Origin of the sequence: Pseudorhodobacter wandonensis (assembly GCF_001202035.1) — a bacterium.
GTDB lineage: Bacteria > Pseudomonadota > Alphaproteobacteria > Rhodobacterales > Rhodobacteraceae > Pseudorhodobacter > Pseudorhodobacter wandonensis.
In genome coordinates this window covers 163,585-182,430 of the sequence record NZ_LGHT01000044.1, presented here as the reverse complement: position 1 = coordinate 182,430, position 18,846 = coordinate 163,585, and the positions used below count along the sequence as shown (strand labels likewise).

The following is an 18,846-nucleotide window of genomic DNA, read 5'->3' as shown; positions in this document are numbered from 1 at the left end:
GCAAGGATTGCGTGGGGTATATCTTTGCAGGTTGGCAACTCAGTTGCTACGTAGACCTGCTTTCCTATTCAATAAATCTTTGTCTATTTGCATTTCTTCACTGCTGAAGAGGATGTGAATTGCGATGTATTTGTAAAGGCAGTTCGCCAAAGCGCATTTGATGCGCAGATTGAATAATTTTTTTGAACATCATTGCTGGGGGGCAAAATGATTCAAATCGCATTTCCGAAATTCTTAACCCGCTATGAAAGCGCACTGCGCCGCTCGGTTTTGCGCAGCCAACACTTTTTGGCAGCAATAGGGACCAAATTCTTTGGAAATTACCGTGTGATGCAGGCCATTCCCTGCACGGCCCGCCAAAACAGCGTGCCGTTTTTCCGACGGGGCTAAAGTCTTAAAATGGCGCAAGATCGATGCCTTGGCTCGATCAAGCGTCTCAACTCGACTGAATATTTGCCAATTCCGAAGCCACTTTATTACCGCGCATCGTTTTTGGCCTGACCTGAATTCAAGTGTTTAGCGCGTCTGGCTCATTTCGGGGCCGGTGGGCGGCTGGAAATTAATCAGAACTCAAGCTTGGCAGTCTGCGGACTCGGCTACATCGGGAGACAGTAAAATGCCTATCAATACATCCTTGAAGCCCTTTAACTTTAACCTAAGCGATATCGAGTTTGTTCTCGCCCAGGTGAATTTTCTGCCGCTGTTTGATGCCGGCGGCAATGCCATCATTGACTGGAACGGAACGGGCGCGATCTACAACCAAAGCGGCGCCTTGATCTGGGATGGCACCGGCCTTACCCCCCAGCAAGCGCAGAGCAACTGGGGAACCTCTTACGCGCATATCACCGCATCGCAAGGGATCAGAACCAATAGCGGCATTGATAACAATTTGCTGCTGGTCAATCATACTTGGGGCGCAGCCGATGCAGAATTTGTGCGCAAACTGGGTCTGAACTATACCTTTGTCGAACAGGCTTTTGATCCGCTTGCCGTGCGCAACCCTGCCACTGTTGCGTCAGTAACGGCCGGAACCCCGCAGCCAGATCTCTCCGCTGCGCTGGATCTGGTTACACCAACCTCGACCACGACAACTTCGACTGTATCCGACTCTGCCCCTACAACAGCCGGAAGTTACACATCCCCGATCAGCGGCGTCACCTATACGATTCAGTATTTTTCGCGCACCACCCAAGATGTCATCACCGCGACACATGTTATCGAGGGCGGACGCGAGTTTGTGACCTGGAACAAAATCGACATTCAAACCCAGGAACAGACGCAACTCATTATTCTCGATTCCACGGGCGAGCATATCGATTCCACCACCTCGGGCCCGCTGTCGCCTATGACCTCCCACATCTTTATGTCGGGCGGCGAGCTGGATTTGCAGTACCACGGCTTTGCATCGGTCGGCGTAAACAACGCGGCCGATCTTGCAGCTGTAATCGCCCAAGGCTATGCGCCAACTTCGATCAACGGAACCGCGACCGATGCGGCCGTCTGGGAAAGCGGCGCAATTCCTGCCGCCGAAACCGCCGACATCCGTCTTGGCAATGTGATCGACTATACGCCGCGCATGATCACCCAAACAATCACAACCGCCGGCGTTGATATGCTGACGGTTGGCGACTTGTTCGCCGCAGATGCAATTCCCGCAGGGCTTAACCCCAATCACATCGTCTACAACACGATGTACCTGAACGATGGCATCACGCTCAACCCCGCCTACACCCAAGGCAAAGACCCAAGTCTGGCGAATTTCAAACTTGGTGCCGTCGAAGGCGTTGCGATCGTGCAAGACTATGGTATGCTGGCCACGCTTGGCATTGATGATCACCAAAACGCCAACAACACCGAAAGCTTCATCGGATCAACCAATCCGGGCGTGGCGCCAACGAATGGCTTTTTCGCCATTTTTGGCCAGTTCTTTGACCATGGCCTCGATTTCATCGCCAAAAATGGCCAGACCGATGCAGGCACCACCGCCAAGATCAAAATCGCCTTGGCGGTGGATGATCCGCTCTATGGCGTGATCGGCCCTGACGGAAGGCCAACGACTGAAATCACCATTACCCGCGCCACACCACAAGGTGTCGATGAAAATGGCGCACCAACCTATATCAACCACACCTCTCCTTTCGTCGATCAAAGCCAAAGCTACGGTTCGGTTGAACAAATCGGCGCGTTGCTGCGCGAATGGGTCGAAGACCCCAACAACCCCGGCACCTATGTACCGGGTGTCGGGCTTATTGACAGCAACACGCTTGCCAACACGTGGACACGTTGGGATGGCGTCGAGACAAACCAAACACTCGTCACAGTCAACGCGCTGCGCGATCACCTGATTGAAACAGGCCGCGATGACCTGACGTGGGAAGATATCGGCGACGTTCGCAACCGTGACGCAAGCGGCCATATCGACGGTTCCGGCACCTCGGGCCATGCCCTGCTGCTTGATATGAATCCGCGGTTTGACGGCGCGCGCATGGATGCGGCCGATGTGGCGGCAGTCGTCGATACGTCCATCGCAACGCTCAATGCCATTCTTCAGACCGCCGGCCCCGGATCAACCTCACTGGGCGTCTTTTCTCAGGCGGTCAACGGCGACCTGCAGCTGGATCTTGTTGCCGGTGCCATGGGCCCCGGCAGCCCTGCCGCAACTTTCACCGGTGCAAGCGCACTGGCACCCTTTGTGAATTTCGCTGATTTCAGCATCTATTCAACCTTGTTCGGCATGGTTGGCATGGCGGCTGTCGATCATACTGCCGTCAGTGAAATCCTGCTTGCTTCGGTTGGCGATCACTATCTTTCGGGCGATGGCCGGGTGAATGAAAACGTCGGCCTAACCACCATCCACCACGTCTTCCACGAAGAGCACAACTTTCAGATCCAGAATATCGAAACATGGGTTCTGCGGCAGGACGACCACAAGTCAGGTGCAGACCACTCTATCGCTGACGAATGGATGACAGCCGTTACCCATATCAGCACGCCTATTGTTAATCCTGCGCTTGTTGGCGTGGTCGGTGGTCATTTTGAGGCCATCTCGGGCCTGCTGGCCAGCGACATCAATGGCGACATCTATGTCGTTCCAGCCGGTACAACGACGGCGACGGATCCGAACTTTGTCGATTTCATTCGCACGCCACCTATCGTTGACGCCCAAGGCAACCAGCAAAACGGCACACCGATCAGCGCAGTCGGCCTGATGACGCGTGCAGATGGCTATCTGTCCTGGAACTTGGAAAAGGTGTTTGAAGGCACCAGATTGATCGTCGAGACCGAGTATAACCACGTGGCGACCGACCAGTTCGCAGGGGCCGTCACCCCCGATATCGGCGAGTTTGTCGGCTATAACTCTGGCCGCGACTCTTCGATTACACTGGAATTTGCCCAGAACGCCTATCGCTATGGCCATTCGACCCTGCGTGAGACGATCGATGTCATCGACCCCGATGGCGGCCTGACCAGCAAGATCATGAGCTATGCGCTTGAGGCAGCCTTTCTAAAACCCGAGCTTTACGCCGAGCTGGGACCAGACGCGATTACATTGGGCCAGACGCGCCAACAAATGAACGAAATTGACGAATTCATCACGCCTGCCCTCAATCAGGGTCTGCTTGGCATGCCGCTCGACCTTGCCGCAATCAACATCGCGCGGGGCCGTGACATCGGCTTGCCAACCTTCAACGAAATGCGCGTGGCGCTTGATCTCGGTGCCTATACCTCTTGGTCCGATTTCGGCAACAATATGCAGCATAGCGAGTCGCTGGTGAATTTCATTGCCGCCTATGCGCTTGATGGCAATGTCGATCTTGCCCAAGCAATCATTGACGCGTCCAATGGTGACAGCGCTGCCGCCGCTATTGTCGTGACAGAGCTTGGCGGAACCAATGGTGTCGCCGAGGCGATCACTTTCCTGAACGGTGGCAACCAGGACTTCAATCTGATCGACGCATGGCTGGGCGGTTTGGCCGAGGTTCACGTGAATGGCGGCCTGTTGGGCGCAACCTTCAACACCATCTTTGTTGACCAGATTTCCGCGCTGAAAGACGGCGACAGGTTCTACTATCTCTATCGCCTGTTTGGGCAGGAAATGGACGAGCAAGTCAAAGCAGAACAGTTCAAGGATATCGTCGAGCGCACGACAGGTACATCCCATCTGAACGGCAACGTCTTTGGCTATTCCGAGGTGTATCACGATTTTGGCCTGAACGCGACGTGGCCATCCGCAGTAGATCTCTACGGCGCGAATGGCATGGTTCTGGTGCTTGCAGGCAATACGTTTGATCCGGGCGTGACCTATTACAACCAATTGAACGTTGCCTATGCCGGCATTCCGACCGCTGTTAACCTTTACGCCTCAAATGGCACAACGCTTTTGGCAGCGGCAGGCACAGTGCCACCGACCGGCGCGGCCTTTTATGACTCGACAGGCAAGTTTATCGGCGCGTCCCAGCACCGCTATGGTCAGGTGGTTGCCCAACATGCAAATGATGCAAACGGGCTGAACCATGATGGCTCGGTAAACTACGGTGTCGGCATCTATTCCGACGCAGGCGGCACCACCGCCAGCAACGGCCAGTTGTTGACCTTTGCAGGGATCATGGCAGCAGGGGCGCAAAAATTCATTGTGGATATGCGTGTCGCCCTTTCTGTCAGCGATCAGCTTGATGGCGAACCGGGCAGCGGCGCCGACGCGCATGAGGTCATCGTCGGCACAGATTTTGACGATGTCATTTACGCCCGCGCCGGCGATGATGCGGTTTACGGCGATGCCGGTAACGATCTGATTTTTGGCGGCAACGGCGGCGACTATCTGAACGGCGGCGACGGGCATGACACGATCTATGGCGGTGATGGCCCCGAAGTGGCCGATGGCGGCGCGGGTGATGACCTCATCTATGGCGACAGCTCGGAATCGGCTGCAGGTGGCACCGATCTGCTGATTGGCGGCGACGGCAATGACACCATTTATGGCGGGACCGGCATCGACGAATTGATCGGCAATGGCGGTGACGATGTGCTGTTTGGCGGCGACGACACCGACCCCTTCACCCGCGCTGGCGACGGCAATGACTATATCGATGGCGGCGCTTCTGGTGACATTCTGAATGGTGACGGCGGCGACGATCTTATCGTCGGCGGCGATGACCAGGATATTGTCGCAGGTGGTGACGGCGACGACATCTTGCGTCCGGGCCGCCTGTCTCAGGCACTTGGCGGTGGACCAGACGAAGTTTTGGGCGGCGACGGCAAAACGGATACCGGCTTTGACCTGCTTGAACTGAATGATTTTGATGCCTCACCGCTCGGCCAGACTATCGACCTGAACAATCAGGCCAACCCACTGCTTGCCGTGGACGGCATCACGCCAAACGCGGCCATGACACAGGTAGAAGGCGTTATCGGGTCACAAAACGATGACACCTTCATCGGGAACGCGGCGCAAAACGCAGTCGCCATTACAACCGACAACTGGTTCATTGGCGGCAGTGGCAGCGACACCTTTAACGGCAACGATGGCAACGATGTCATCATTGGCGGGTCTATCCGGCTGGACTGGCTGATTGGTCAATACGAAACCACAGCGGGGTCCAGAGCGGCCTATAACAGCTATGACGCCTATCTTGGCGCCTCGCACCGAGTAGACCCGAATGCTGTGCTCAGCGATGGTCTTTTGGGGAACGCGGCGATTGGAACAGAAATGTTCAGCCTGCATTTCACAGAATTCCTGAAATCCAACATGTTCAAGGATTACGTCCTCGGCAATGCCACCCAAGCATTCGATCCGCTGAATCCCGAAGCCTCTGGCACCACGGCAACCGATATCGGCAGCGTAGACCGGGCACTCTATTCCGGCAACCGTGACGACTATACCGTCGAGGTGATCCACTACATGGCGGCTGGCGGCAATGCCGTCGTTGCCTACAAGGTCAGCGACAACCGTACCGCAGCCGACTTCCTGGATGGCAACGGCGCGCCGCTTCTTGACGCGAATGGAAATCTGCTGGCCAACGAGGGCACAGACCTTTTGGTCGGGGTTCAGCAACTGGTGTTTGCAGATGAAACACTGGACTTCGCGCCGCAGTTGGCACTGGTGGGGCAAGCAACGACCCTTGGCCCGCGCGACAATTTCAGCACCCAAAGCTATGCCAATAATGATCCTATCACCACCAATGGGTCGGTAACGCCTTGGGCCTCGGATTGGCAAGAAACCGCAGATGACGCCAATGGTAGTCCTACCGGCGGCCAAATCCAGATTTCAAACAACCATCTGGTATTTGGCCAAGGCAATGGCGCAACGATCGACCGCCAAGTCAACCTTGCCGGCGCCACATCCGCGACCCTGAACTTCAGCTACGACACCAACAGTTTGGACGGAAACGCCAACAGCGGCGAGCGTGTCGATGTCTACTTCGCCGCAGATGGGGTCAACTTTGGTTCACGGATTGGGGTTATCCATTCGGGCAACAGCAATGGAACCTCGATCAATCTGGGCGGTACTTTCACGGATCACGGTGTGTTGCGTTTCGTCGCCAGCGATATCAGCAGCTCTAATGAATACGCATGGGTCGACAACGTGCGCATCGAATACCAAGGCCTTATCGCGCAAAGCGTCAACTTCTCTGATACCTACCTGACAGGGGCCGGGCCAAAGCCGATTGCAAACATGGCCGTGATCACGGACTTTGACGGAACCACCCTTGAATCCGCGCGGGTCGTTCTGACCAATGCGGTCGTTTCCCAAGATCACCTGTCGATCAGCGGCTTTGCCGGCACAAGCGGTACTTTGGCAAGCGGCATTGCCTTTAACATCGTCACCGTAGGCAACCAAATCCGCGTTGATCTTAGCGGAACCGCCGATCATGCCGCCTATCAGAACGCCATCGATCTGGTGCGTTATGACAACAGCGTTTCGGGGCCAAACGTATCACCCGACGGCACGCCGCGCGTGATTGAGGTGACTGTGTTTGATGGCGCCTTCTACAGTGCGATTGCCACAGCCACCATCGACGTGGTTGCAGTCGACTTCCCTGTTGCTGTGGCCGATCATGTCATCACCAACATCACCGGTGGTTCACTTGCTATCGCCAAGGCAGCGCTACTGGCAAATGACACCGATGCCAGCGGTGATCCGCTAACCGTGGACACAATTGGAAATGCCGTCGGTGGCACAGTCTCGCAAAATGCCAATGACGTTGTGTTCACGCCGCCCGCTGGCCCGACCGTTCTAAGCGCCAATTTCGCCAGCAACACCAACGGGTTCACCTATCAAGACAACTACTTTGGCGGCACTGGCCAAAATGCCAACGGTATCCGCGTCACTGCCGGAAATGGCGGCAATAACGGCGCGCTGCATCTTGATCTTGGCGGCGGGAACGGTAGCGCGAATATGAACGGCGCCTTTACCCGCGTGATCAACGTGGCAACGGCGGGCACCTATACGCTAAACTTTGATTACCGCAACCGACTAAGCGGCGACACAGAGACAGGCGAAAACAGCCAGGTCATCGTCTCGGTCAACGGAAATGCCATCGGCAGCAATGGCGTCGTGAATACGCTGCTGGGCCCCAATAACAACGGACCCGATCTTGATACCGGCTGGCAAAGCGTTTCGGTAACCGTCAATCTGCTAGCAGGCAACAACACGCTGGCACTTGGCGGCAATATGACCGCCAACACATATTTCACCGAAGTCGCCGATATTGATTTCGACAACATCCAGATCAGCCAGCCAAGCACACTGACATCCGGTTCCTTCACCTACACGGTTCTGGATCATCCACCGGTTGGCCCCTCAAACGCCAGCATCAGTGCCGCACCGGTTGACATACAGGTACAGGCCGGTCCCACCCTTACAGGGACGGCCGCCAATGAAATCCTGATTGCCCGCGACGAAGCACCAACAGCGGTGCGTGAGGTAGTGGCCCAAGTCGCCTCGAACTCAAACTTCAGCAACAACGCAAACAACAGTTTCTCGTTCGCATTCACAGGCAACGCTTCGGAAACTGAATCCATCACCGAAATCAGAATCAATCTTGGTTCTCTCGGCTTCTTTGATCAATCCGGCGCAGGCTCCAAGGCGTTCAGTGTCGGCAACACCTCTGACGTTGCCGCCTCTGCAATCACTGTAACCTCTGGCGATACGTCGGAACTGGTGCTGACCTTTGCACCGGGTACGTTCCAACAAGGCGATGTTTTGCGGTTCGGCATCGATACCGATAGCGGAACGGCTAACATGGAAAATGGTGAAAACCTTGGGCAGAACAATATTCCATTCAGCGTCAAATTCAGTGATGCAACCACACTAAGCGGCACCTACACCGCAGGCGGTCCGGGAAGCACCGGAACCGTTACGGCGGCCACTGGCCCCAATCCCGGAACAACCATTACCGGCGCAGGGGGCAACGATCAGATCATCGGTGGAAATGCAAACGATACCATCATCTGGAATGTTGGCGACGGAACCGACACCGTTGATGGCGGCGCAGGAAACAAAGACACCTTTGTTGTCAACGGCAATGCCCAAACCGAAACCTACAACGTCATCGCCCCCAATGCGGCACCACCCTATGCGGCCTATGCCCAGGCCGGCCGCGTGGTCATTACCCGCACCGTGGGCGGAATTACGGCAGTCGTTGCCTCGCTGATCAATATCGAAGAACTGGTCTTTAACCTAAGCAGCACAGGCGGCGGCGATGCGACTGTGGCAACGCGCGGCACTTTCACCGGGTTGATTTCCCAAAACACGATTACGATCAACGCCGGCGAAGGCCATGTAATGGTTGACCTGTCGCAAATGACCTCTGACGAACACGTCGTCGTTAACAGCGGCGGAACATATCAGATTGTGGATGGCGACGGCCGCAACCTGACAGTCAATGGTGGCACGCCATCCAACGATAACGCGGCACCCTCCGGCACCGAAACAGGCACCACAAATGAAACCGCGCAGCAAGGCGATGCTTCGCCCGACAGCACGCCTGATGCACCAGCAGACGCCGGCACCACAGACAATCCGGTACCGGCAACAGACACAGCAGATGCCAACCACATCGGGCTAACGCTAACCGGCGACAGCAACGCCAATACGCTGATCGGCAGCGAAGACTCTGACCTTATGTTTGGGGGGGATGGTGCAGATAACATCGTTGGCGCTGGCGGGTCGGACATGTTGTTCGGTGACGGCGGAAATGATCGTATTTTCGGCGGCGAGGGCCATGACGTTATCGACGGCGGTGCGGGCAACGACATTGTCTTTGCCGGTGACGGAAATGACCTGATCATTGCCGAAGCCAATGACGGCAGTGACACCTATTGGGGCGAGGCCGGCACCGATACGCTCGACTATGCCGCAGTATCGGCAAATATCGAAGTCGATCTTGGCAGCGGTTTGCTGGGGCGCGGTCAGGTCGTCATAGGGGCCGAAACCGACACGATCTATGGCTTTGAAAACGTCATTACCGGCGCGGGCAATGACAGGATTATCGCCAACGCTTCGGTAAACGCGATGGATGGCGGCGCCGGAAACGATACCTTTGTCTTCGGCTCGGTCGAGGCGGCAAATGGCGACACGATCTTCAACTTTGCACCTGGCGATAAGATCGATCTAAGCGGCATCGATGCGGATCATGGGGCCGCAGGGCAACAGTCTTTCGTCCTGTTTGCAACAGGCAGCTTCAGTGCTGCAGGTCAGTTGATGGTCACCTTCGAAACCCACGAAGACGGAGAGCATACAATCATTTCCGGCAACGTGGATGATGATACCGAGGCCGATTTCTCAATAGACCTTGTTGGCCGTCATCTCCTTACAGGGTCCGATTTCAGCGGTGTGAACTAATCCGTCAGGGCCGGGCAGTTGGCTGATCAACTGCCCGGCCTACCCAACCTTCAAAAGCTTCCGAACGGTTTTCAAGATTGGATTTCAAGATGAACAACAAGCGCCGCCGCACAATAGCCAGCTCTGAAAAAGTGTCAGAGCGCCTTGGCCAATATCGCAGCCTGATCATTTTCCTGCTTTTTTTATCTAGCCTTATCAATATTTTGGCGCTTACGGGTGCCTTTTACATGCTGCAAATCTATGATCGCGCCTTGACCAGTGGCAGCGTTCCGACGCTGGTGGCCCTGTCTGTTCTTGCCGTTGGGCTGTACCTTTTTCAAGGTATGTTTGACGTGCTGCGCAGCCAGATACTGGTTCGCGTTGGCGCAAGATTTGATGCGCGTCTGGCACCTATTGCCCACCGCGTTTCCATTGAAATGCCGCGCTATGGCTATTCATCTGCCGAGGCGCTGGAACGTGGGCGCGATGTAGACACGATCCGCACCTTTCTGACCAGCGCCGGAACGATTGCATTGCTCGACCTGCCGTGGATGCCGTTGTTTCTGGCTTTCGTCTATCTGCTGCATCCGCTGCTTGGGTTTTTGACCCTCGGCGGCGCTTTCGTTCTGATCTGCCTGACGCTTGCAACGGAAATCATGTCGCGCCGGGCCAGCATGGAAATGCAAAAGGCAACCATCTCGCGCAACAATGTCGCGGATTCCAATGCCCGCAACGCCGATATTATCAAGGCGATGGGTTTTGAACATCGCGCCATCTCGCGGTTTGAAGAGGCAAACGCGCGCCACCTAAACCTGCAAACCCGCACCAGTGATATTGCGGGCACCTTTGGCGGGTTTTCCAAAGTCCTCAGGATGATGCTGCAATCTGCTCTTTTGGGCCTGGGCGCATTTCTGACGATCAAAGGCGAATTGTCAGCCGGTGCAATCATCGCCTGTTCCGTTGCCTCTTCGCGCGCTTTGGCCCCGATTGATATGGCCATCGGCAACTGGAAAGGCTTTGCCGCCGCACGCCGGTCACTCGGCCGGTTGAAAGATACGCTGTCAACAATCGACGATGACGAGTCCACAGTCACACTGCCCGCACCAACCAAAAGCCTGAAAATCGAAGGCGCCACAGTCGTCGCCCCCGGCAGCGGCGCCGTTTTGGTCAGCGACGTAACAATGTCGCTGGCGGCAGGCGATTCCGTCGGCTTGATTGGGCCAAGTGGCGGTGGCAAGACCTCGCTGGTCAAAGGAATTGTCGGTGTCTGGCCGCTTTTGCGCGGGGCAATCCGGCTGGACAATGCCGAACTCAGCCAATGGCGCACCGAACAGCTTGGCAAGCACATTGGCTACTTGCCGCAGGATGTTTCGCTGATCGAAGGCACCGTAGCCGAGAATATTTCGCGCTTTGATCCCGATGCGAGTGACGATGACATCGTCGCCGCCGCACGGGCCGCAGGTGTCCACGATCTGATCGTCAGACTGCCCGACGGCTATCAGACAGGGCTTGGCCCGAATGGCACCGCCCTGTCAGCCGGTCAACGTCAGCGCATTGGTCTGGCCCGCGCGCTCTACAAAGAGCCGTTTCTTGTCGTGCTGGACGAGCCAAACTCGAATCTGGATGCCGAAGGCGAAACTGCCCTGAACGAGGCATTGCGCACTGTACGGGCACGCGGCGGCATTTCTATCGTCATCGCTCACCGTCCAAGCGCCTTGGTCGCAGTCGGGCTGATCGGTGTGGTGCAAGGCGGCAAACTTACCGCTTTCGGCACCAAGCAAGAAATCCTTCAGGACGGCGCCACCGTAACGCCTTTGCCAAAGACCGAGAAAGGCGCTCAAGAGGCAAGAACCGCCCTGCCCAAATCCAGGGGGGAGCAACATGGACGAACAGCTTAAACTTGGCATCCCTGATGACGAGGCTGCCATCGCGCCAGTGCGGCGGTTTACCCTAAGCGCACCAAAATCAAAGCTGCTCTCCCGCTTTATTGTCCCGTTGGCTTTGGGGGCATGGGCCTTTATGGCCAACAAACTGGTGTCTGCTGAACTGGAAAAGGTAGAATTCCGCCACACGCCACGCCCCCACATGCCAGAAGATAAACCGTCAGCGCACAAAGAGCCGGTCACGCAGAGTCCCGAACAGCCCGATGCCGCGGCGCAGCCTGATGATGGCAAGGTTGTTCAACTTGATAAATTCCGTCCATCTCCAAAATCCGAAAGCTCTGGCAGTGATCCGCTCGGCTTTATCATCAACAGAAAAAGTGATTCATTTCAGTATATCAAAGATGAATCCCTTGGTGCCGTTCATGCCGTTGCCGTGGTCGTAGATGTAAATCCCGTCGAAGGTGACGCGACGCAGGACAACATATCGTCACACAATGAAACGTCAGGGATTGCATCGGATAGCCATAAGGTCACGCCCAGCGCCAAGACTGCGCAACCCGAGCCCAAGGACGAAAAACAAAACCACCGCCCAACCGTCGTCAGCATTGTGGATTTGGGCAAAGCGCGCAAAAACGAAACCCTGCTTATCACGGTTGCCGCACTTCTGGCTGGCGCGGTTGACGCCGATGGCGACGTTCTGAACATCTCCCAACTTTCGGTGAATGCGGGCAGCATAATTCAACGTTCAGATGGCAATTGGCTATTCACCCCCGACAAGGATTATCAAGGCCAGATCAATTTCACCTATGCGATCAGCGATGGTCAGCAATCGGTCAAACAAACGGCGTTTGCAACCTATATCCCTGCGCCGGTAACCGAAACAGCAGGCACGGCTAACGACGACATCCTGGTCGGAACCGCCGGAAACGACGTCATCGACGCCAAAGCCGGGGATGACATCGTTTATGCACGCGAGGGCGACGATGTCATTTCGGGCGGCGATGGTGATGACAGGCTGATCGGCGGCGACGGAGACGACATCATCTTTGGCGGCGGCGGCAATGACATCATCTATGGCGGTCAGGGAAATGACATTCTGTTTGGTGATGACGGCAATGACCAACTATATGGTGACGCGGGCAACGACCAGCTGTTCGGCGGCACGGGCGATGACGTCCTCTCCGGTGGCCAAGGCGACGACGATCTTTTTGGCGGCGCTGGCGATGATTTCCTTTCGGGTGGTAGCGGGCATGATCACCTCTATGGCGGCCTTGGAAACGACACCTTCGTCGTCACAGAACCCGAAGGCGGCGACAAGCTGTACGGTGGCGAAGGCACCGACACCGTGGACCTGTCAGCGACCGCGGCTGACGCAACCGTCGATCTGGAACATCATCGTTTCAGAATTGGTGACGATGACGAAAGCGAAATCCACGACGTCGAAAACATCATAGGCGGCAATGGCCGCGATACTTTGGTCGCAGACGATAATGTAAACGTCATGTCCGGCGGAAATGGCAAGGACATCTTCGTTTTCTCGACCATAGACGCCATAACCAACAAAGGCCAAGCCAATGATACCATTACCGATTTCGAAACAGGGGATCGTATTGACCTGTCGCGCCTGATGCAGGATGGCGATGGCCTCACATTGATGAAAATGTTTTTCTCTGGCTACGGAGAGGCAAATTTCAGCGATGTCGGCGCAATATCCTACATCCATTCTCTGGCCCTCGATTTGCATGAAATCACGGTTATTTCAGGTTCAGTCTGGAGCAGCGACAACGACGATGGATACGAGGTTTATTCGATCAACCTGGACGGCAACAAAACCCTCACGTCCGATGATTTTGTGCTCGACATGCACGAATTCGGAATCACGGGTTGAACACTCAGCACAATAGGATGGCTAGAAAAATGAACGTGAAATCAACCGGCACTCTGCAAACTGGATTTTCGATCAAATCTCGCGTCGTGATGTGCGTTGTTTTGGCCTCGGCGTTGCTTGTGGCTTGCGGCGTCTGGGCTGCGCGGGCCCAACTGACGGGGGCGGTCATCGCGCATGGCTCCGTCACCGTCAAATCGCAGCTAAAAGAAATTCAACATCGCGATGGTGGCATCGTCGGGGAAATTCTGGTCGAAGATGGTCAACATGTCGCGGCAGGGGATGTCCTCATCCGCCTTGATGACACCCAGTTACGCGCCGAGCTTGGTGTTCTGGAATCACAGCTTTGGCAGTTGACCGGGCGCCGTGCCCGCCTGATTGCCGAGCGCAACGGAGCCGATGAAATCGAATTCGAGCCGGGCTTTCTGACCGCCGCCGAAACCGCAGACATCGCCGAAGGCGAGCTGCGATTGTTCCGCCACGACCGCGAAATGCGCGCTGTCCAGCGCGAGCAACTGGGCCTTCAGGTCTCCCAGCTTACCGAACAGGTGCATGGCCTAGAAGCCCAACGCGCCGCCAACCAGATCGAGCGGGGGATCATATCGGTCGATTACAGCCGCGCCCATGTGCTTGTCGACAAAGGTTTGATCGAGGTTTCTAAAGTAAGCACAATCGACAGGGATCTGGCAAAGATCGACGGCCTCAGCGGCGAAATCGTCTCTAACATCGCCCGCGTCAACGGGCAGATCAGCGAAGCAAAGCTGCGCATTCTCGAACTCGACAATCAAACCCGTGCGCATGCCCAACAGGAATTGCGCGACGTCGAGGCAAGGCTTGCCGAGTTGAAAGAGCGGCTTGTCGCGTCAAAGGACCGGCTAACCCGCACCGACCTGCGGGCGCCAATCTCTGGGATAGTGAATGACGTGTCCGTGCACACGATCAACGGCGTCATTGCACCCGGCGCAACGGTGATGACAGTGGTGCCAGATGGCGAACTGGTGGTCGAGGCGCGCGTGCTGACCACAGATGTCGATCAAATAGAAATCGGGCAGAGCGTAAAGCTGCGCTTTTCCGCCTTTAACCAACGAACAACGCCAGAACTGAAAGGGACAGTCATCGTTATTGGCGCAGCCGCTATCCTCGATACAGCCACCGGCGCGCCCTATTACCTTAGCAGCATTGCAATCGACGATGCCGATACTGCACTTGGTGGTAAAACCCTCGTTCCCGGCATGCCCGTCGAAGTCTTCTTCCAGACCGGTGAACGCTCTGCTTTGTCCTATTTGGTAAAGCCATTCATGGATCAGATGAACCGTTCCTTCCGGGAAGACTGATCTAACAGCCAGCCTTGGCCAGATGCCTTTCCAAGGCTGTTAACACCCGCTGCAACGCCCCCCGCCGCATGTCGCCATGCGGCCAACCCTGATGCAAATGCGGGCTTGCGGCGCAAAGGCCACGGGGCGCATTTTACCTGTGCCCCCGCGACTTTGCCGCATCAAACAAACACCTCTGGCCCCTTTCACCTCTGCGCTCTTCGCGCTACCCTAGTGAAAATTGCACAAACCGGAGCGACCCATGACCCAACGCCTTCACCTCGTCTTTGGTGGCGAACTGATCAGCACCCAAGGCACTGCCTTCAAGGATCCGAACAATATCCATATCGTCGGCATGTTCCCGAACTATGACGCGGCCTATAAGGCATGGAAGGCCGAGGCTCAGCGCACCGTGGATGAGGCCCAGACCCGCTATTTCATCGCGCATATCCACCGCCTGCGCGAAGAGAACGAGCCCGCCTCGGCCACCGAAGAGCTGGGGGGCTAATCGCCTGAAATGGCCTATTCGCTTGGGCTGACCCTTTATAACCTTGCCAATCGTGCAGCTGTCGCCAGCAAGGCCGATCGTCCCGCGCGGCCGACGGGGCTTTTGGTGTGGCTGCACGCCCCTGGCCCTGACAGTCTGGCGCAAATCACCGGCCTTGCGGCCAGGCTGGAAGAAGACCACGGTCTGAACATCCTGCTGACCAGCCCGACCGAGCCCAAAACCCGGCACCCCGGTGTCATCTGGCAACCCCCGCCCGAAGATACCCCCGCCGATGCCCGCGCCGTACTGGACCATTGGAAACCCGATCTGATGGCCTTTGCCGAAGGCGAGCTGCGCCCCGCATTGCTGCATGAGGCACATGAACGGCGTATCCCTGTGGCACTGGTTGATGCCCGCCGCCCCGCCCTTATGCGCGGACGCGAAGGCTGGTGGCCGGGCCTGATGCGCGGGCTTTTGGGCAGCTTTAGTGCCGTTTTGGCCATTGATCATACCGCCGCCACTGCGTTGCGCCGCGCCGGTGCAGACCCGAAAATCGTCGAGATTACCGGCCGAATGGAATACCCCAGCGCCCTGCTGCGCTGCAACGAGGCCGAGCGCACAGCGCTGGCGGCACAGCTTGCCACACGCCCCGTCTGGTTCGCCGCCGCCCTGCCCGAGAATGAAGAAGATATGGTCATCGCCGCCCACGGCTCGGCGATGAAACTGGCGCACCGCTTGCTGTTGATCCTTTCACCACAAGATGCGTCGCGCATCCCCGCCCTTGCCGCCCGCATCGAGGCAAACGAAGGCTGGATCACCGCCTCTCGCAGCCAAGAGCAAGAGCCGACCCCCGATGTGCAGGTGCTGATTGTCGATCCCGATGGCGAATACGGGCTTTGGTACCGGCTCGCCCCGATAACCTATATCGGCGGCGGCATGGGGGCTGCGGGAATCTCGCGCGACCCGATGGAGGCCGCGGCGCTTGGCTCGGCCATCATCCACGGGCCACGTGGCGGCCAATATGGCGCCGCGCTCGGGCGGCTGGCTTCGGCTTCGGCCACCAGCCTTGTGACGGATACGCGCAATCTGGCCGCAACCGTAGGTGAGCTATTGTCCCCCGACCGCTCGGCCAGCCTGGCCCAGGCCGCCTGGGTCGTTGAATCAGATGGCGCCGAGGCAACGGCGAAAACCGTGACCGCCTTGTGCAAATTGCTGGACGCGTCGAAATGATGCAGGCCCCCTCCTTTTGGCACCGCCCGCCCAATGCCCCCGGCCTGCGCGCCCGCCTGCTGGCCCCGCTGGGCTGGGCCTATGCCGCTGCGACAGCGCATCGTTTGCGCAAGGCGGGTGCCTTCAAGGCCGCAATTCCCGTGATTTGCATCGGCAACCTGAACGCTGGCGGCACAGGCAAAACCCCCACCACAATCGCCTTGATCGAACGCCTGCTGGCGCGGGGCGTGGCCGTCCATGTCGTCTCACGCGGGCACGGCGGGCGGCTGAGCGGCCCTTTGCAGGTGAATGAACGCCACCACAGCGCCGCCGATACCGGCGACGAGCCGCTGCTGCTATCGGCATTCGCGCCCACATGGATCGCGCGCGACCGCGCCCAAGGCGTGCAAGCCGCGCAGGCGGCGGGTGCGCAGGTGGTGCTGCTGGATGACGGGTTCCAGAACCCTTCGGTGGTTAAGGATGTGTCAATCGTTGTCGTCGATGCCTATCGCGGCTTTGGCAACGGGCGCTGCCTGCCTGCCGGCCCTTTGCGCGAACCTGTGCCAGTGGGCCTTGGCCGTGCCGATATGGTTTTGTCTATCGGTGACAAGGCCGCACAAGACCAGTTTTCCAACCTTTGGGGTGATGCACTGCACCTGCCGCATGTGACCGGCGCGCTAGAGCTGCTGCAAATGGGCATGGATTGGCAAGGCGAAAAGGTACTGGCCTTTGCCGGCATCGGCCACCCCGAGAAATTCTTTGCCACCCTGCGCGCGACCGGCGCCGATGTGATCCGCACCGAGGCGCTAAGCGACCATCAACCCCTGTCCGATGCACTGTTGCGCAGGCTGGCGCATGAGGCAGCAAACCTTGGCGCGCAACTTGTCACCACCGAGAAAGACGCCGTTCGTTTGCCCGCCGCATTTCGGCCCAAAGTGCTGACGCTGCCGGTGCGGTTGCGGCTGACGGATTGGCAAGTTCTGGATCAGGTTTTCGACCGTCTGGGCCTGTGACACAGGGTCGGATTCAGGTATTTTTGCCAAGATGAAATCAGCGGGCGGTTCAGGGTTTACACTGGTTTTTCTAGCCGCGAACCTGCGCCAGAATATCCGCGACAATCGCCTGCAGCGGTTGGTCGATACTGACCGAAATCGCCAATTCATCCGCCATCGGCGGCTCTAACGTGGCGAATTGGCTATCCAGCAAAGCCGTTGGCATAAAATGCCCTGCACGTGCCGCCATTCGCCCGCCAATCAGTTCGCGGCTGCCCGCAAGATGGATAAAGCACACCGGCGCGCCCGCCGCCGCCACGATCCGCTTACGATAGACCCGTCGCAGCGCCGAACAGCCCAGAATCCGGTCTGGCGTGGCCAGTTCGGCACCGACCAGATCAAGCCACGGCCAGCGGTCATCATCTGTCAAAGGCACACCGCGGGCCATCTTGGCAATGTTGGCAGGCGGGTGCAGATCGTCGCCATCCAGATACTCTGCCCCAAGCGCAGGCGCCAAAGCGGCCCCGACCGAGGATTTACCGCAGCCAGAAACGCCCATCAAAACATAGCGGCTTGTTGAACCCGTGCTCATGTCGACGCTGCTCTCCCACCATCGACATACGGATTATGCCGATTTGCAAAACTGGAAACTGCCCCAAACCCACAGGCGCCTACCCGCCGCAAACGACCCGCAGGCCTGCACTTTTCCAGCCACCCGCTGAAATCAGGATCAGCTGCCAAAGCCGCCGCAGCCTTGGCCAGCGCAAGGCTGCACAACGCCATCCGCTACACCTTATCTGCGCCAATTGCGGCCAGCATCGCCTCGGCCACCTCGATATCTTGCGCACCACTGCCAGAGCCGACACCGATACCCCCCACCAGCACGCCCTCCATCCGGATAGGCAAACCGCCGGCAAGGCCCGTCAACGCGCCATCCGTCGCCAGCGCCACTGCCACCCGAACTCCCTCGGGCAGGTTTGTGCTGGGCGCGCGCGTGCTGGCGGCTGTCTGCGCCTTGGCCCGTGCCGACCGCATCGCCAAAAACTTGGCGCCATGCATCCGCATTACCCCCAGATCGACCCCCGAGGCATCTACAATTACCAAACACTGCGGTTGCCCCATCTCTTGCGCCATGGCACAGCCCGCATCCAGCATCGTCAAAATCGCGGCATCATTCAGCACCCGCGCCTCTTCGGTAAAACCCATCACTAGACCCTTTTCCAGAAAACCCTTGGCTTGACCGCAGCCAAACCC

At 57.5% G+C, this 18,846-nt stretch carries 10 protein-coding genes; 8 read left to right on the top strand and 2 right to left on the bottom strand.

Annotation, left to right across the window (positions count from 1 at the left end; translation table 11 throughout):
* Window positions 1–207 precede the first annotated feature (207 nt).
* The 8 genes from AKU79_RS15840 (at window position 208) to lpxK (ending at window position 17,613) form a co-directional block, all read left to right on the top strand.
* Window positions 208–390, top strand: coding sequence for a hypothetical protein (locus AKU79_RS15840; RefSeq protein WP_050524541.1), 183 nt, complete (start codon window positions 208–210; stop codon window positions 388–390).
* Window positions 391–616: 226 nt separating this feature from the next.
* Window positions 617–9,844, top strand: a complete 9,228-nt coding sequence (locus AKU79_RS15835) for a peroxidase family protein (protein WP_050524540.1) — start codon at window positions 617–619, stop codon at window positions 9,842–9,844.
* A gap of 89 nt (window positions 9,845–9,933) precedes the next feature.
* Window positions 9,934–11,721, top strand: coding sequence for a type I secretion system permease/ATPase (locus AKU79_RS15830; RefSeq protein ID WP_050524539.1), 1,788 nt, complete (start codon window positions 9,934–9,936; stop codon window positions 11,719–11,721).
* Entirely contained in the window at window positions 11,705–13,594 is a 1,890-nt protein-coding gene (locus AKU79_RS15825) for a cadherin-like domain-containing protein (protein WP_050524538.1), read from the top strand. The genes AKU79_RS15830 and AKU79_RS15825 overlap by 17 nt, the downstream gene beginning before the upstream one ends.
* 29 nt (window positions 13,595–13,623) lie before the next feature.
* A complete protein-coding gene (locus AKU79_RS15820) occupies window positions 13,624–14,925 on the top strand; it encodes an HlyD family type I secretion periplasmic adaptor subunit (RefSeq protein ID WP_197087367.1) in 1,302 nt (433 codons plus the stop codon).
* A gap of 241 nt (window positions 14,926–15,166) precedes the next feature.
* Window positions 15,167–15,412: a DUF4170 domain-containing protein gene (locus AKU79_RS15815; protein ID WP_050524536.1), complete on the top strand. Its 246-nt coding sequence runs from the start codon at window positions 15,167–15,169 to the stop codon at window positions 15,410–15,412.
* A 9-nt stretch (window positions 15,413–15,421) separates the two neighbouring features.
* The gene (locus AKU79_RS15810; RefSeq protein WP_050524535.1) at window positions 15,422–16,621 is read left to right on the top strand and encodes a 3-deoxy-D-manno-octulosonic acid transferase; all 1,200 of its coding nucleotides are present in this window, start codon (window positions 15,422–15,424) and stop codon (window positions 16,619–16,621) included.
* The gene (lpxK, locus tag AKU79_RS15805) at window positions 16,621–17,613 is read left to right on the top strand and encodes a tetraacyldisaccharide 4'-kinase (protein ID WP_050524851.1); all 993 of its coding nucleotides are present in this window, start codon (window positions 16,621–16,623) and stop codon (window positions 17,611–17,613) included. The genes AKU79_RS15810 and lpxK overlap by 1 nt, the downstream gene beginning before the upstream one ends.
* 70 nt (window positions 17,614–17,683) lie before the next feature.
* Here the strand turns inward: lpxK and AKU79_RS15800 are convergent, their stop codons facing one another.
* Together AKU79_RS15800 and AKU79_RS15795 are read right to left on the bottom strand one after the other, a co-directional pair.
* Window positions 17,684–18,184: a gluconokinase gene (locus AKU79_RS15800; protein ID WP_050524534.1), complete on the bottom strand. Its 501-nt coding sequence runs from the start codon at window positions 18,182–18,184 to the stop codon at window positions 17,684–17,686.
* A gap of 194 nt (window positions 18,185–18,378) precedes the next feature.
* Entirely contained in the window at window positions 18,379–18,798 is a 420-nt protein-coding gene (locus AKU79_RS15795; protein ID WP_050524533.1) for a GlcG/HbpS family heme-binding protein, read from the bottom strand.
* Between the last annotated feature and the right edge of the window lie 48 nt (window positions 18,799–18,846).

Excerpts from the sequence above, each read along its gene's own strand:
- AKU79_RS15840 (WP_050524541.1), top strand. The coding sequence starts at position 208 with ATGATTCAAATCGCATTTCCGAAATTCTTAACCCGCTATGAAAGCGCA.
- AKU79_RS15835 (WP_050524540.1), top strand. The coding sequence starts at position 617 with ATGCCTATCAATACATCCTTGAAGCCCTTTAACTTTAACCTAAGCGAT.
- AKU79_RS15830 (WP_050524539.1), top strand. The coding sequence starts at position 9,934 with ATGAACAACAAGCGCCGCCGCACAATAGCCAGCTCTGAAAAAGTGTCA.
- AKU79_RS15825 (WP_050524538.1), top strand. The coding sequence starts at position 11,705 with ATGGACGAACAGCTTAAACTTGGCATCCCTGATGACGAGGCTGCCATC.
- AKU79_RS15820 (WP_197087367.1), top strand. The coding sequence starts at position 13,624 with ATGAACGTGAAATCAACCGGCACTCTGCAAACTGGATTTTCGATCAAA.
- AKU79_RS15815 (WP_050524536.1), top strand. The coding sequence starts at position 15,167 with ATGACCCAACGCCTTCACCTCGTCTTTGGTGGCGAACTGATCAGCACC.
- AKU79_RS15810 (WP_050524535.1), top strand. The coding sequence starts at position 15,422 with ATGGCCTATTCGCTTGGGCTGACCCTTTATAACCTTGCCAATCGTGCA.
- lpxK (WP_050524851.1), top strand. The coding sequence starts at position 16,621 with ATGCAGGCCCCCTCCTTTTGGCACCGCCCGCCCAATGCCCCCGGCCTG.
- AKU79_RS15800 (WP_050524534.1), bottom strand. The coding sequence starts at position 18,184 with ATGAGCACGGGTTCAACAAGCCGCTATGTTTTGATGGGCGTTTCTGGC.
- AKU79_RS15795 (WP_050524533.1), bottom strand. The coding sequence starts at position 18,798 with ATGGGTTTTACCGAAGAGGCGCGGGTGCTGAATGATGCCGCGATTTTG.